14 protein-coding genes are annotated in these 16,055 nt (G+C 47.0%); 9 read left to right on the forward strand and 5 right to left on the reverse strand.

All coding sequences use genetic code 11. The features are described 5' to 3' along the window. Positions 1-23: 23 nt before the first annotated feature. Together DES40_RS12835 and DES40_RS12840 are read right to left on the reverse strand one after the other, a co-directional pair. Entirely contained in the window at positions 24-1,160 is a 1,137-nt protein-coding gene (locus DES40_RS12835; protein ID WP_121102776.1) for a serine hydrolase domain-containing protein, read from the reverse strand. Beyond that, positions 1,157-2,005, reverse strand: coding sequence for a bifunctional hydroxymethylpyrimidine kinase/phosphomethylpyrimidine kinase (locus DES40_RS12840; RefSeq protein ID WP_121102778.1), 849 nt, complete (start codon positions 2,003-2,005; stop codon positions 1,157-1,159). The genes DES40_RS12835 and DES40_RS12840 overlap by 4 nt, the downstream gene beginning before the upstream one ends. A 141-nt stretch (positions 2,006-2,146) precedes the next feature. Here DES40_RS12840 and arsC point away from each other — a divergent pair, with 141 nt between their 5' ends. The 4 genes from arsC to DES40_RS12860 all read left to right on the forward strand — a co-directional run bounded on the left by arsC (position 2,147) and on the right by DES40_RS12860 (position 6,586). Beyond that, complete coding sequence (gene arsC, locus DES40_RS12845; protein WP_121102780.1) at positions 2,147-2,497, forward strand: arsenate reductase (glutaredoxin); 351 nt, start codon at positions 2,147-2,149, stop codon at positions 2,495-2,497. A gap of 127 nt (positions 2,498-2,624) precedes the next feature. Next, complete coding sequence (locus DES40_RS12850; protein WP_121102782.1) at positions 2,625-3,962, forward strand: hypothetical protein; 1,338 nt, start codon at positions 2,625-2,627, stop codon at positions 3,960-3,962. A gap of 141 nt (positions 3,963-4,103) precedes the next feature. Next, positions 4,104-5,537 carry a hypothetical protein gene (locus DES40_RS12855; protein WP_121102784.1) on the forward strand — a complete coding sequence of 478 codons (1,434 nt, stop codon included), beginning with the start codon at positions 4,104-4,106 and terminating at the stop codon, positions 5,535-5,537. A 224-nt stretch (positions 5,538-5,761) separates the two neighbouring features. Then, a complete protein-coding gene (locus DES40_RS12860; RefSeq protein ID WP_147405917.1) occupies positions 5,762-6,586 on the forward strand; it encodes a porin family protein in 825 nt (274 codons plus the stop codon). A gap of 227 nt (positions 6,587-6,813) precedes the next feature. Here DES40_RS12860 and DES40_RS12865 read toward each other — a convergent pair whose 3' ends face one another. Then, positions 6,814-7,188, reverse strand: coding sequence for a flagellar export protein FliJ (locus DES40_RS12865; RefSeq protein WP_147405918.1), 375 nt, complete (start codon positions 7,186-7,188; stop codon positions 6,814-6,816). A 353-nt stretch (positions 7,189-7,541) separates the two neighbouring features. Between DES40_RS12865 and ctrA the strand changes: the two genes are divergently transcribed. Then, positions 7,542-8,237: a response regulator transcription factor CtrA gene (ctrA, locus tag DES40_RS12870; protein ID WP_121102790.1), complete on the forward strand. Its 696-nt coding sequence runs from the start codon at positions 7,542-7,544 to the stop codon at positions 8,235-8,237. A 145-nt stretch (positions 8,238-8,382) separates the two neighbouring features. Next, positions 8,383-9,330: an Hsp33 family molecular chaperone HslO gene (locus DES40_RS12875; RefSeq protein WP_121102792.1), complete on the forward strand. Its 948-nt coding sequence runs from the start codon at positions 8,383-8,385 to the stop codon at positions 9,328-9,330. 6 nt (positions 9,331-9,336) lie between these two features. On the opposite strand, the gene DES40_RS12880 is transcribed toward DES40_RS12875, so the two are convergent. Then, complete coding sequence (locus DES40_RS12880; protein ID WP_121102794.1) at positions 9,337-10,803, reverse strand: TrkH family potassium uptake protein; 1,467 nt, start codon at positions 10,801-10,803, stop codon at positions 9,337-9,339. A gap of 213 nt (positions 10,804-11,016) precedes the next feature. On the opposite strand from DES40_RS12880, the gene DES40_RS12885 reads away from it, so the two are divergent. Then, entirely contained in the window at positions 11,017-13,530 is a 2,514-nt protein-coding gene (locus tag DES40_RS12885; RefSeq protein WP_121102796.1) for a S9 family peptidase, read from the forward strand. Positions 13,531-13,577: 47 nt separating this feature from the next. On the opposite strand, the gene DES40_RS12890 is transcribed toward DES40_RS12885, so the two are convergent. Then, positions 13,578-14,306, reverse strand: a complete 729-nt coding sequence (locus DES40_RS12890; RefSeq protein WP_121102798.1) for a tetratricopeptide repeat protein — start codon at positions 14,304-14,306, stop codon at positions 13,578-13,580. Positions 14,307-14,341: 35 nt separating this feature from the next. Between DES40_RS12890 and DES40_RS12895 the strand changes: the two genes are divergently transcribed. Further along, positions 14,342-15,301: an SDR family oxidoreductase gene (locus tag DES40_RS12895; protein ID WP_121102800.1), complete on the forward strand. Its 960-nt coding sequence runs from the start codon at positions 14,342-14,344 to the stop codon at positions 15,299-15,301. A gap of 84 nt (positions 15,302-15,385) precedes the next feature. Beyond that, entirely contained in the window at positions 15,386-15,934 is a 549-nt protein-coding gene (locus tag DES40_RS12900) for a hypothetical protein (RefSeq protein ID WP_121102802.1), read from the forward strand. The last annotated feature ends 121 nt before the right edge of the window (positions 15,935-16,055 follow it).

Consider the following 16,055-nt stretch of genomic DNA (forward strand, 5'->3'; position numbering starts at 1 on the left):
CTTTAGATTCGTTATTTAAGCTATCACAAAGCAGAGTAGACGGCATCAATAATGCGTCTTGGGCGTTGATCGCCTAATAGAGAGTTTTGTTGCCTATTCATAACATAGGCTCCGTGAAGCCCAGTATCGGGATCTGCAAACACACAAGATCCGCCCCATCCGCTGTGTCCGAGGGTTTTCTCACCTGTTCCATAAAAGTAATTAGGTGGATTATACATTACGCCGGCAGCAAAGGTCAGGTTAAAGGGTAAGACTAAGTCAGGGCCATTAATGCGCGGTTTTCTAAAAGCCTCAAGCGTGTCTTCGCTAAGAATATGGCTTTCGCCGCATCGCCCATTTATAAGAATTTGCATTAAAGTGGCGAGGCCCCTGGCTGAGGCATGACCATTAGACCCAGCCATTTCAGCCTCGCGCCAAGCTTTGACACTGACCCCGCCCGAAGAAGACCAGGGCTGCAGAAACGCAGCCCGCGTCGCGGTATTAAGCTCGCCTAAATCAGGAAGCTTTTTAGGTTTCATCATTTGGGCACAACGTTCATGTTCACTCTCTGGCAACCCAATCCAGACATCAGCGCCAAATGGTTCTGCTAATTCTTTACGAAGTATCGTCCCTAGGCTTCTTAGGTCTTTATCAGCAAGCCGCGCAATTTCACCGGCAAGAAAGCCATATGTGAGAGGGTGATAGCCAGATTGCGAAGTGGGTGGAAAAATAGGCTTTTGTGCCGCTAGTGTGTTAATCGTTTTATCCCAATCAAGCCAATCAGTGGGTTTGAAAGTGTCATCTGTTATGCCTGACAAGCCGCTTTGATGAGACATGACTTCTGCAATTGTCAAATCGCCTTTGCCGTGTTGAGCGAATTCAGGCCAAAGCGTTGCTACGATTTGGTTATAGCCCAAGCGGTCATTTTCAGCGAGCCAAGCAATGACAAGCGCTGCTAATGCTTTCCCCGAAGAGTAGACACTGAAAAGCGTTTCGGAGGTGACAGCTTTGGTTTTAGCCCGATCTGTCCAACCCCCTTTTAAATCTAGTAAGGTTTCTCCATCTCGCATTAAGCAAAACTGTGCCCCTAACTCATCGTCATCACTGAAATTAGTTTTAAAGGCGCTAACTGCAGTTTCTAATCCTGCAACAGCAAAGATATCAAAAGGTGTGTCGGTCATGTGTTAATTACTCGGCTGCTCAGATGCGGCGCATTAATTAAAGCGTCTTGTGTTTCAATGAGAGGTAATTCTCTGCGCCCCGATTGGTTGGAGGTCATCGCATTGGCAGCTTTCATGATGGCAAATATTGACCCCACAGCCCGTTCGGTTGCAGTGATTGATGATAAGCCAGAGAGCTTATGCCCCAGCACCGTCGCGGCAAGCGCGTCACCGCCGCCATGTGGGACTGTACTAAAGCGCTTATGGGAGACTTGAACAACGCTGTCTTGATTAGTCCAAATAGCGCCAATTTCGTCATGACTATCATGGGATTCAGGAGCAGAGGTAATAAGCGATTCTGGCGCTAAACTGCGTGCGGCTTCAATCATATCTTTATGGCTGCTAAAGTTTTGTCCGACAAGATATGACAACTCCCAGACATTCGGCGTAATCATGTCCGCTAAAGGGATGAGAGTCTTGGCAATAGCCTCGGCCCGCGTGGCTGGAATATAAAGCGCGCCATTATCCCCCATGACTGGATCAATAAGAGTGAAGGCGCTTTTATTGTTTCGTTTGATTTCCTGAATGATGTCTGCGCACAAGTCTATATGGCTATCTTGTCCCAGATAGCCCGATAAGACTGCGTCGAACTTGATATCTTGTTGACGGATTGCGGACCACATTTTTCGTAGCACATCCGCTTCGACACTGCCGCCTCCTGGGTCACCCCACCCAGGGTGACGACCCATAAGCGTTGTAGGCAGGACGATGGCTTCTATGCCCAAGCGCCGTAAGCAAAACGCGGCTGCATTTGCGCCGACCTGACTGGCGGCAACAAAAGACGATATAATAAGAACCGTTTTCAAGGTTTATACTGTGTCCTATACATGCGCTGGGCCCTACTCATCTTGCAATACATGGCCCCTCTTGACCTCTACGCAAGGGCGAGGCAAGGCGCAGAATTGAATAGTCCGCCATTAGATGTAAGAAAGATGAAAATATAAACGATGACGCTTACAATTTATCACAATCCTCGATGTTCAAAGTCTCGCCAAACATTGGCAATAATTGAAGCCGCGGGGCAATCGCCCGAAATTGTTCGTTATTTAGAGAACCCGTTATCAACCGAGGAGATTAAAACCTTACTTTCCAAGTTAGGGCTAACGGACCCTCGAGATATTATGCGAAAAGGCGAGGCTATTTATAAAGAGCTTGGTTTGAAGTGTGAGACGGATGCGCAGGCCTTGATTGAGGCCATCGCAAGTCACCCCAAGCTCTTAGAGCGTCCAATTGTTGTAAAGGGGAGTGAAGCCATAATGGGGCGGCCCCCTGAGAATGTTAATAAGCTTTTACCGTAGACGGTTAAAAAAGCATGTAAAAACCCAAAGTTTAAACGGCTTGTTAAGCAAAACACGTCATTCCTTTCGTTAACCATGGTTGAATTTCCGCGTTTGTGCGGTGGTTTGCGAATTCAGGGGATGTTACATGCGTCTTGTTTTATGTGCCGTATCTACGATTGCCTTATCGGGCTGTTCTTGGTTGGGCGGCTATACGAGCGAAGGATATCAGAGCTATAATAAAGGTCAGGCGCAATCTGGCGCCTATGCCTATAATCAGGGTGGATACCAAAATTCTGCAAGCCGATGCCAAATTCAAAGTCCTCAGCAGCCCATACCACGCGGCTGCGATCCAGCCTCGGTCACATTAGCGACTTCCGCTTATGGCGCTTCGAATAATTACGGCGCGACAAACGGTTTTCCGCAAAGACCGCAATTTGGTCAACCCACTCAGACCTCGGGCAGTTATGGCTCGCATGCTTCAGTCGCTAATCAACAGGGTTCAAATTACAGACGTCAAAAGTCCGCACTGCGAAAACCAAAGTTTCGCGGGACTTTGAGCCTCGGCGGAGAAAAAAGCTTTAGTGGTGACGCATTTGATTATGCTGACTTCCCAACTATCCCTGCCACTGGCCTGCCATCTGATCCTACTATAAACTATATACCAAATGTGTATGCGGAAGGCAGCACATCAGGTTCTGTGGCCTCAGGTCAAACCGTCACAACGAATTATACGGCCGGGCCGAGAGATGCCGCTTCGCCATTACTCTATGACCGGAAAACCGCCAAATCCAAATCTTTTGATGACGTTTGGTCAACACCAGCCCGCATTGCTATTGGTGGAGAATATATACTTTCACCTAAAAATACGGTTTTCGTAAATGCAGCTTACTCAGCGGCAGAAGGGAAGTCAGGTACGGCAGCCTCCGTCGTGGCGACACTCTTTAGAACCGAAACCACACAAGCCTATGATGATATGAACATGGCAGACGGCCCAGCCTCGGTGAATACGTTTTTTATCCCCGATGAGGAAATCGCGACTTTCTCTGCCGATTTTTCAGATATGAAACGATATGATCTGGAAGTGGGCGCGCGTCATTATTTTAACCCAATATCAAAATCTGATGGCCTCAACACAGTCACACCCTTTGTTTCAGCTTCTGCTGGGGCCTCTCACTATAATGCTGTGTCATATAAAACCGACCAAAAGCAGAGGTTTTATGAGCAAGCCTTTAACGACCCAGATGGTGAGTCCACTCAATTTTACAATATAGATGGCCAGGAAACCAAGGTTGAGCTCTATGATAGCCAATGGGTTCCATCAGGGCAGTTAAATGCAGGTGTTGAGTGGCAAGTGACGCCGCGCACAGGTCTAGCCTTTGAAACAGGTGTGCGTGTTGAAGGTGCTCGGAAGTATTCAAATGATGAGAAGGGTGACACCAACATCGCTATCCCATTCACAATTCGCGGTAGCTATAATTTCTAGCCATCAACCCACCACACTAACAGTTAACCCTATAAAAGCTTGAAAATTAAGGTTTTGTTTCCGATTTGAAAACGCTTTCTTAAACATAATCTGTTTTTATTTGAGACAAGAAAAACGCTTAACGAGAAAATGGAGACCGAAATGCGGCTCACAATTTGCGCATTATCAGCAGTATTACTATCCGGTTGTTCTTGGCTCGGTATGGGCGGCAACAGCTCCCATTATAGTTATGAGAATGGCGCAAATTGCGGACAATCCGTAACGGGCTATAATCAAGGCGCTTATGGTTTCCAAGCCAGCGCGGCTGCTCAGGGTTACGGATATGGCGGTTGCGGCTTCGGCGCGGGCCAAAGCGGTGTTTATGGTCAAAATGCTTATGGCGGCATTTATGGACAAACTGGCGGCGGCCTGTATGGACAATCTGCTTATGGTCAGGCTGGCTATGGACAAACAGGATTTGGTCAAGGTGGATTAGGTCAAGCCGGGTTAGGTCAAGCCAATGGTGGATTTGGCCAAGGTGGTTATACTCAAGGTGGATATACCCAAGGTGCATACACTCAAAATGGACTAGGCGGCCAAATGGGTTATGGTCAAATGGGTGCTGGTAGCTATGGCGCGCAAGGCATGAGTGCCGGACTGGCAGCTAATGGTGTTGGCGGATCATATAACGCCTCAGGTTTTAGTACGACGACGCTTGGCACAGGGGCGCCTTACGGTTCCGCATATGCGAGCAATGTATATGGCGGCGGTCAATATGTGAACGGCGCCTATGTGCAAAATGTACAAGGCAGTGCAATCTACGTCCCTCAGCCATATCCAGCATATTACAGCACTAGGGCATATGGGGCGTCATCGCAGTTTAGAGGGGCATACGGATCCTCATATGGTTATGGCGGCGGCTATAGCGGCGGGACAGCTCTTCCTTTTGGTTTCGAAGTGGGTGCAGGTACATCCTTTGATGTAGGGGGGGATATTTTCACGCCAAAAGGCGCAGGCCCTGCATTGGGGGCTCCATCCGTCAACACAGGTGGGTCAGATGGCATCAGCTATAGTGACGCATTTGGTCAGTCTAAGACAATTGGCGGTGCTTTGACATATGATGTGTCGCGTAACACAACCTTGTTGGGCGGCGTTGAGTATTCAACCGCAAATGGCCAGTCTGTAGAGAACTACCAGACTGTTGACGCTCGCGGATCATTTGAAGGCCTAGATGCAGAATTCTCTGATTTAGATCTTTGGACAATTGAAGGCGGAATACGTCAGTATATTGGCCAAAGCCCTGCGCTCCGTCCATATATTGGTGCGACGGCTGGTTTCACGCACAATAATGATGTGACAATGAACAGAACATACACGTCAGATGGCGCAGCGTATGACGCAACGCCATTAGAATATGTCGAAGCCGGGTGGAAGCCTACAGCTTCTGCGGTGATTGGCGCCGAAATGGCTGTTGGCTCGCGGGCGGCTATTGGTGTCGAATCGGGCGTTCGTTGGAATGACAATATGGACACAATCTTCCCGTCTGAAGACCGCTGGAGTGTCCCTGTTAAGTTACGCGGGCGCGTTAGCTTCTAATTCGGACACACTATTTCTGAAAACACGTTTTCAGATAAAGACGATTGAAAACCCAGCTTTCCGGCTGGGTTTTTTAATTTGTTAACCCTGATGTTTGACGGAATCTCAGAAAAGTTCACTTATTCCTGCCAAAGATTGGTCTTGGCCCCGCTTTTGCAAAGCCTTGTACCGACACAACTATGTGTATGGCAATTGTGCCACATTGGAACACAGGGATGAAAGCAATGCGAATTCTACTACTTGGCGCAGCAACGGTTGCGCTTTCAGGATGTTCTTTCCTCGGCCTCGGCGGCGGAAAAAACTATGACCACCATGATGCAAATACAGGCTATTATGGAACAGAGCCCTCACACAATACATGCGCAAGCGGTCAATGCTTGTCACGTTGGAATATTGAAGGCGGCCTAGGAATAGGGGCGGATGTTTCAGGTGATATCGTTTCAGGATCAAATGTAGCTGCAGCAGGTACATTTAATGACGTAAGCTTTAACGATGCATATAACCCCGCTTTCCGCGGTGAAGCAGGCGTTTCTTATGCTTTGAACCCAAACCGTAAAGTAACAGCGACAGGCTTTTACAGCAAAGCTGAATCGTCTGGCACACGTGACCTAGGTACACTTGCAGGCCCTGCAGGTAACTTAAATGGTGAGCTAACAGATCTCGAAACTTATGGTGCTGAACTTGGTTTGCGCCAATATTTCAAACCTCAACAAGGTTGGTTGCTAAAGAGCTACCGCCCTTATGTTGAAGGCCGCGTTGGTGCGACACACAATAATGATGTTGCGCTTACTAACCTAACAACTGGCGGCGCAGCTTATGCTCCAGGTGACATCGCTCTTTACGATAGCGGTTGGAATGCGCATGCAGCCGGTCTTGCAGGTGTTGAAGTGCCATTGTCAAAATACTCAACACTCGCGCTTGAGACAGGTGTACGTTACACACAAAAATTCGATCAGTCATCAGCAACGCCAGCAGCCTTTAACGGTATTAATGACGGCGATGCACGGATTGTTGTGCCTGTCACACTCCGCGGTCGCTATCGCTTCTAGGGCCTGACTTTTCAGTCACGCTTAAAGCATTAGGCTTTAATTTATACAGGCTCCCTACTTTTCCAAGTGGGGGGCGCTAAATTTACTCTGATGGATATGCAAATGTCAGTCAGACAAGACACGTGTCTTGCTACCTCATTTATTTGCTCATCCCATATAAATGTTCTGAATATGAAAAAGCCCGCCAAGATTTGGCGGGCTTTTTTATTTGAAATGGGAAGCGGGGGCTATCCAATGCGGCGTTGCATTGCTTTTTCAGCTTTTGCAGCCAAGCGGCGGGCTCTTACACGTTCGAAACTATCCAAGGCGTCGAGGGCAATTCGAAGATCTGCAGATAAAGTCTGCGTTTGCTCGGTAATGTCATCGAGTGAACGTCGAATATTGGCTTTGCGCGTGATTACTGAGTTGGCATATGAGCCATAAGCGACATAACCCTCTTTTTGTGCGTTTGGATCGACTTGGTCTTCTGGCACACTATCATTAAGTTTGCGGATTTGACGTTCTAAATCTTCGCGTGTCGCTTCTAATACGCTGATGCGTTTTTGTAGTTCTGAAATTGCAAACCGCGTTTTCTGCACGGATTTATCCATAGAATGTGCCATTCATGTACTCCCAATCATTTTCACCCGGGCCAATTTCAGCCCAAAATTTGCAAAAAATGCAAATGAGATAACCTCGTAAACCTATTTTGGCTTATCGCTTTTATCTCTCCTACTGAGCTTGTTAGAGCATTAGGCTTTCGATTCTATGAAAAGACAGGGTTAAAAAAAATTAGGACTTTTTCAGATTATTTTGGCGATTCAGTACGAATTTAACGATTTTACTGCGGTTTATCGCCCTTTTCTGTCTAATGATTAACGCTGTTAACATTTGCTTTACGGGATTCCCTTACCGCTAGAAGTCCATTAACCATGTCTCTAAGGCTAAGAGACAGTGATTCGCCTGGGAGGGAATTATGCGCGTTCTTCTAATTGAAGATGATAGTGCGACAGCACAAGGCATCGAATTGATGCTAAAAACCGAAGGGTTCAACGTTTATACGACGGACCTTGGAGAAGAGGGTGTCGATCTTGGCAAACTCTATGACTATGATATTATCCTACTTGACCTGAACTTACCCGATATGCCGGGCTTCGATGTTCTTAAGACGCTACGTATGGCAAAGGTCAATACACCTATCTTTATTCTATCGGGTACAAGCGATATCGATTCAAAAGTTCGCGGTCTTGGTACTGGGGCTGATGATTTCATGACAAAGCCATTCCACAAAGACGAATTGGTGGCGCGTATTCACGCTGTTGTCCGTCGTTCAAAAGGCCACAGCCAATCTGTTATCACAACAGGCGATATCAAAGTGAACCTTGATGCTAAAACTGTTGAAGTGGGCGACCACCGGGTTCACCTAACGGGCAAAGAATACCAAATGCTAGAATTGCTTTCTTTACGTAAGGGAACAACTCTGACGAAAGAAATGTTTTTAAACCACCTCTATGGCGGTATGGATGAACCAGAGTTGAAAATCATCGACGTCTTTATATGTAAGTTACGTAAGAAGCTGGCCTCTGCGACGCAGGGCGATCATTACATCGAAACTGTTTGGGGACGTGGCTATGTGCTTCGTGACCCTGCTAAAGATAAAATGAGCGCTTAAAAAGCCATTTGAGTAATAAATGCCGAGGATCGGCATTTTTGCGGAGAGGACCTCCCACTCTCGAATTCAACCCCGCTTAGCCAGCGGGGTTTTTTATTACAGACTGCGCCCTTGCTTTACGCAGGTTTTCCCCCACATAACGCGCATGACAAAATCATCCCCGCATATTGCTGACCTTGACGCTCAATCTGATAATGAAGTCACAGTTTTTCAACTGCATGAACAACCCGTGCGCGGCAGAGCTGTCCATTTAGGGGAGGCCTTACATCAGGCCTTAACAGGACCAAATGGCGAGCCGCGCTATCCAGATCCGATTGCACGCTTGCTGGGCGAGGCGATGTTAATTGGCGCGCTCGTGACGCAAGCTCTAAAATTTAAGGGCCGATTGGTTGTGCAGTGTCACGGTACCAATAAAGGCGCGATTAGCCTTCTGATGGCAGATTGCACAACGGAAGGTGATATTCGAGGTTATGCCCGTTGGGATGAGGCCACGCTGAAAGAAACTTTGCTTGATAACCGTAATCCGGGGGCGGATGTATTACTGGGCGAAGGGACATTTTCTATGACCATCGATCAAGGTCCAGACATGGACCAATACCAAGGATTGGCCGCTATCCAAGGACAGCGCTTATCAGAATGTGCCGAACATTATTTTAAACAGTCAGAGCAAATCCCCACGGCGATTAAGCTCGCTGTTGGGCAGGTCCAATCTACTGAAGACGCTCCGACTTGGCGAGGCGGTGGCATGATGATCCAAAAAATTGCGAATGATACGGCACGTGGCGATACAGAAAATGCTTGGGCTACAGCACAGTCTCTATTCGCAACTATCAGCGATGCCGAGCTGATTGACCCAGATTTGGCTCAAAATCGTTTGCTTTACCGATTATTCCACGAAGATGGTGTTCGTGTCGTGGAAACGCACAAAATTTCAGGAAAGTGTAGATGCTCCCGTGAACGACTGGAAACAACTTTACGCAGTTTTGACGCCGCCGCGTTGAAAGATATGGCAGAAGACGGAAAAGCGATTAAGGCCAATTGCGAGTTCTGCGCAACTGACTACGTGTTTGAACTCGCAGATATTTCTGGTTAGGCTGTCTTAAGTCCGCCAAAAAGCGGGGTTTAAAATTACGAGCGCGGTAATAATTTCAAGGCGGCCTACAATCATGGCCGTCATCAGCACCCATTTGGCTGAAGCTGGTAAAGATTGGTAGGTACCCGCAGGCCCAATAATCTCCCCCAGCCCGGGCCCAACATTGGCCACAGCGCTGCCAGCCCCTGACCAAGCCGTGATTGGATCTAACCCAATGAAAGACAGGGCTATGGCCGTAACCGCAAAGGTTAGAAAAAATAAAAAGAAGTAGCTTAAGATGGAAAATACCACGGATTCCGGTAAGGGCGCGCCTCCGTAGCGTAGAGGCGAAACGGCGTGATTACGGGGCATTTTAAACAGATAGGCTCTTAAGGCTTCAAAGGCGACCTGATAACGGAATATTTTGATAGAGCAGGCTGTGGAGCCCGCGCAGCCGCCAATAAACATAAAAACAAAAAAAGCGCCTAAGGCAAAAGGCCCCCAACTATTATAATCTGTTGTGGCATAGCCCGTGCCAGTAACAATAGAGACCGTGTTAAAGGCGGATAGACGGAGCGCTTGCCAGAAGCTTGCTCCTTCTGCCGCACTATATTCTGATCCCGCCCAAAGCCCCAATGTAACCAGAGCAATCAAGCTGATCATAATACCAACAAAAGCTCTGACTTGGGGGTCTCTGAGAGGCGCTTTAAAATCTCCGCGCGTCATCAAAAGATACATGCCAAAGGGCATACCGCCGGCCATCATAAATGCGATGCAAACAAGGTCCGCGCCTTGATCCATAAAGCCGCCCATTGACGCATCAGATGTGGAATACCCTCCAGTGGCCAATGTTGTCATTGCATGGGCAATGGCATCAAAACCGCTCATACCCACAACCATGTAAAGAACAGTGCAAAGAATCGTCAGTCCCAAATAAATGAGGGAGATAGCCATAGCGATAGAAGCGGCGCGAGGGAGGATTTTTTCTCCCATATCAGAGCTTTCCAATCTGAAGAGCTGCATCCCACCAATTTTCAGCATGGGAAGAATGGCCATAGCCGTGACAATAATGCCGATACCACCAATCCATTGCAGCATAGCGCGCCATAAAAGCACGCCGCGAGGCATATGGTCTAAGCCTGTTAATATAGTTGAGCCCGTAGTCGTGATGCCAGATGTGGCCTCAAATATTGCGTCAGTAATAGAAAGGCCTATTGGCTCCATTAAAAAGGGTAGCGAAGCAAAAGCTGATAAGGCCACCCATGAAGATACAGTCAACAAAAAGGCGCCCCGAGCGCCAAGGTCGGGTTTGGGTGTATAATTCGCCAGAGCCATTGAGACTCCGAAAAGAAAGCTGAGAATGCCTGAAATGCCAAAGCCCCGCCAAGAGAGGCCATCATGATACATGTCTACAAACATCGGAATGAACATTATCAACCCCAATGCCGCGACCATTAAGCCAACAACGAAAAATACGGGTCGTAAATCCAACATGAGTGAAGCCTATCCCAACAGAAAAAAACTGCAATGCTTAAGCGAAAATTTGCCCCCTCCTTTGAGAGGAAGAAATGGTTTTCTAAGGGTTTCCGCAAATAGCTATAGCATTACCAGAAAAATATATGAGAATAACTTGAACCTTATGAACGCATGATATTTAACGGCGTTAATTCTATATGGTTTTGACCTATAACCTCTGCGAGTTCGCTCATGTTCAATTTTCGACTAACGCTTTCATCCATCATGGTTTTGTCAGCACTGAATTTGATTTCAGCCTGCGCAGAAAAACCTCAAACAGATAAAACGGATGAGACAGCCCAGCCCGCCATCGAGCTAGCGCCCGTTATAAACGCTACGGATAGTTTACAGGCCGCGGCGCAGCAGGCGCAAACACAAGACAATAAACGCAGCTATTTAACAGAAAATCCTGGGTCGGGGTTTTTAACTCCAGAGATTATAAATCGTTCGCCAGCGCTCTCAGGCAAAACGCTCTCAAGCGTTAAGATTGCCCCCAATGGCGAATTTATTACTGTATTGCAGGGCCGCGAAGATGATGCACAGCAGCAAGATTTATGGGCTTATGACCTGACGAGCGGTGAAGGTCGATTATTGGTAAGTTCAACCGATATTCTTGGTGAGCCAGAAGTGCTTTCGGAAGAAGAAAAGAATAGGCGTGAACGGGCCCGTGAATACGGTAAGGGTATTGTTAGCTATTCTTGGGTTGGTGACTCATTGCTTTTATTCCCTTTGGGTGGAGATATTTATCTCTATGATTTGGAAACAAAAGAAAGTCAGCAAGTTACGGCAACAAAAGGGTATGAAACTGACCCAAAAGTTAGCCGGGACGGTACAAAAGTTTCTTATGTCCGTGAGAACGAATTATACATTAAAAATCTCAAAACAGGTTTGGAGCGACAACTCTCTGACGGTGCGACTGACACAATTCGCAATGCGACGGCCAGTTTCGTAGTTCAAGAAGAATTAAACCGCAGAACGGGCTATTGGGTTTCGCCGAAAGCTGATCGTATTGCCTACACACAAATTGATGAATCAGGGATAGCGATTGAAAACCGTTTAGACTTCGGCGCTGATGGCGTTGTCAATATTGCGCAGCGTTATCCTTTTGCAGGTACGACTAATGCCACAGTTAAACTTGGAATCGTGAGCGCTAAAGGCGGACGCACACGTTGGCTCGATTTGGGCGAAGACAAAGATATATATTTAACACGCGTTGTTTGGTCTGCTGATGGTGGTTCTGTCATTGCGGGGATTTTATCCCGAGATCAAAAAACACATATTTTCAAAAGATTTAATGCTGCTACAGGGCAGGGCGAGGTTATTTACACTGAGACGTCTCCGACATGGTTGAATATTGGGTCTACTCTTAGGGCGCTTAAAGAGGGTGGATTGCTCTGGAAAGCACAACGCAATGACAAAGCTCAGATTTTTAAAATAGATAATACAGGCGAAGTCGTCGCTTTAACGCCTGACAATCTGAATGTGCACAGCTTGTTATGCCGAAACTCTGAAACAGGGGATATGTTTGTATCGGGTTGGCAGGAAACGCCGCTTGAGACTCATATTTTTAAGGTTTCACCACCTCAAAATGATAAACCAAAAAGCGCTGAATCGTCAGATAAAGCAGGTGATGAATCAGCAATTGATGTTATCACAGAAGCGACTTCAACATCAGGTGAAACGACGGTGGAGGCAGAGACTGAAACTACCGAGGCAGCCCCTATTGTGACGCAAATCACAACACGAGCGGGACAACATTCGGCGCGTTTTAACAAAGACTGTTCGCGGTTCATTGGATCTTTCTCTGGATTAAATACACCGAAGCAAACACAAGCATTCGAGGCAGATGGAACACCATTAGCATGGCTGAATAAAAATAGTCTGGATGAGACACACCCATATGCGCCTTATATGGATAATCACATCACACCTGAATTCGGCCAAATCAGTGCCGAAGACGGAACGCTGCTAGATTATATGTTGTTTAAACCGGTTGACCTCCGTCCCGGTGAAAAGCGTGCGAGTATTACTATTGTTTATGGGGGGCCAAATGTTCAACGTGTTAAGCGCGATTGGAGAAATCAATTTGCGCAAATGCTCGCTCATCATGGGTTTGTTGTGTTCCAGCTTGATAATCGCGGGGCGACAAATCGAGGCAAAGCTTTTGAAGACAGCCTTTACCGATCAATGGGGACGACTGAAGTCGTAGACCAGGTCACGGGCGCTGAGTTTTTACGGAGCAAGTCCTATATAGATCCTGATCGTATGGGAGTTTATGGCTGGTCATATGGGGGGTATATGACCCTGCATATGCTGGGACAAACAGAACTTTATAAAAGCGGTGTCTCTGGCGCGCCAGTTACGGATTGGAGTCTTTATGACACAGCATATACGGAGAGATTCTTAGGAAGCCCTGTAAAAGACTCCGCAAATTATACGGAAGGGGCCTATGAGAACGGTAATGTTTTGGCCCATTTGGAGGGTATAACAGAACCGGTTCTACTTATTCACGGTATGGCCGACGATAATGTGGTATTCCGTAATTCGATTATCTTGATGGATGCTATGCAGAAATCAGGAAAACAAAATTTACGGGTGATGACTTATCCGGGCGAAAAACATGGTTTCCGCAATCCTGCAAATAAAACACATCGTGACCGACAAATATTAGAGTTCTTCCTCGAGACCCTAGATATTGAGAAGTAAACCGTTCTCAATTCTTTAAAGCATAGATGCAACTTTTGAAACTGGCTCTAATTAGAAGCCCCTCTTCGGGCTTCTTTTATTCTGCCGCGTAAAAGTGCCGTTTCAACACTTTCAGGTGCTAGCGTGAGGGCTAATTCAATGTCTTTAAGTGCGGCGTCAAATTTGTTTTGTCGAAAACGGGCATCTGCTCTGTAACGTAGGGCCGCCACATTTTGGGGTTCAAATTTAAGCGCGTAAGTTAAATCTGTCTCAGCATATTCATAGCGTTCGCGCATCACATAAGCTCGCGCACGCGCAATACGCAAATCTGTTCTGGTTTCATCAATATCTAGCCCTGCTTTCGCTGAGGCATAAGCTTTATAACTATTCTCGGCAGCGAGCCAAAAGTTAGAGGCTTCTAGATAAAAATTGGCCCGCATTTCTGGTGAGCCTCCATCAGAGGCTTGCGCCAATTGATCTAGACGATGGGCGGCTTCATCCGCATGTCCTAGGGCAAAAAGAGCCATAGCCTCACAATGTTTGGCGCGCCTACCGCCGCCTTCAGAGCGCCAAATCATTGCTTCTTCATAAGCTAGATCTGAATTTTCAGCGATGCGTTCTAAACAGGTTTTATGTTTTTCATCAAAAGCCGAGGTTAAATTTCCGCGTTTGGGCCCATCAATTCTTTGATCAAGGCTGGGCTTATTTTGAGGCTCAAGATTCTGGGCCTTGGCATGGGTCAGAAATAGCGGCAAGACTAGAATAGAGGCAGACAATAGAAAAACAGGTTTTAACATAAAAGGCCTTTAGCAAGGGGAAGAGTGAAACAGCAATGGGGACACGCATTAATTTGCATACAGGGAAAGCGGTGAGCGAGAGGGTAGAGCGGCCCGTCGCGCTCCTTTTGGGCGCAGGTTATACCGCGCGGGCTTTGGCCCCCGTTTTGACAGCGTTGGGCTATAGCTGCGTAGGCACAACACGTACACCTGCAGAGGTGAAAGCGCTCGAGGCGAACAACATTGCGCCTATAGTCAGTCAATCTTTAGCCAGTTCTGAAATCTCGGATTGCTTCGAAAAAGCAGAGATTATCATAAGCTCTATTCCGCCTTGTAAATCTCCTGATGCAAATGGAGTATATGATCCAGTCGTTGCCCAGTTCGGAAGCTTGCGACCCCGTGCAAAGTGGCTTGCTTATCTATCTGCAACGAGTGTTTATGGAGACCGACAGGGGCTGTGGGCGTTTGAAGGGGAGCCAGCTAATCCACAGCTTAAAAGAGGGAAAGCCCGCGCCGAGGCAGAGCTTGAATGGCTTGAGACGCTCTGGCCTGTTCATATATTTCGGCTGGCAGGGCTCTATGGCCAAGGCCGCGCCCCTTTTTCAAAATTAAAGTCAGGAACGGCGCGCGCTGTGATTAAAGACGGACATGTTGTGAATCGAATATATATTGACGATTGCGTCAGTGCGATTATCGCGTCTATTTCTCGTCCAAATCCACAGCGTATTTACAATATTGCAGACGGGCATCCCGCTCCACCACAAGATGTGTTGGATTATGCAGCAAAGCTTATTGGTGTAGATTCACCGCCTCGGGTCGGTCTAGAGGATGAAACTGTATCTGACATGGCGCGAACCTTTTATAGTGAGACCAAACGTATAGATATTAGCCGGGCAAAGTTAGAACTTTCATGGATGCCGAAATACACGGATTATAAGGCTGGCTTACGGGCGATATTAGAGCCGTGCACTCAGAGTCATGACAATAAGGTTCCAGAGCAAAATATTGATATATGAATTTGTCTCAAACCTTACATATACTATGCCAATCCCTATATTTATGCTTTACTGAGCTTTGGTCCTTAAAAGAGAGAAATTTGCATGGTTGGAAATAAGCCTGAAACAGCTGCAAAATCTAAATTGTCCCGGTTGGACCGTTTGGCAGAAGCCGCCGAGACCTATGGAGACCGGAGTTTTCAGAATTACTCTCAGGTTCGCAATGTGGCGGAGACTATCAGAGATTCCTTTTGCAAGTTCTTGGATGAAGGCAAACAATGCGTTTATCTTGTCCCTCCCAAAGGCCCGTTTGCTGCACAAAATTCAGGCTCTGCTGCTTTTTCAGCCTGGGGAAAGGGCTTTTTGCCACTTGAACCCATAAGTTTTGGGTTGGCGGTCGCGATTTCGAAAAAACAGGATTATATGCGTCTTGTACTGACCTGTCGTAAGGAAGGGAATCAAGTATTTCTGTCTATCGAAAAAGGACGAGAATTTGAATTATCCTTGCCAATCAATGATGTAGAGCTTGGTGCCGTACTCGAAGGTTTATATGAGCACCTTTATGATTATTTCCAAGACCAAATTGATGCCTTTGATAATGGGCATTACGGGAAAAACGATATCGGGTTTGATATTCACCGCGTCTCAGAATAGACTTCAAACTGTAGATAGAATCATACGGACAAAACCACAGGTTTTCACAGATCTTTTATATAAGGGTTTTCCCCACGCTGAGGCAATTATGTCCGCCTTAAAACAAGTAATATTCAAAATT

The organism is Litorimonas taeanensis (assembly GCF_003634015.1).
GTDB lineage: Bacteria > Pseudomonadota > Alphaproteobacteria > Caulobacterales > Maricaulaceae > Litorimonas > Litorimonas taeanensis.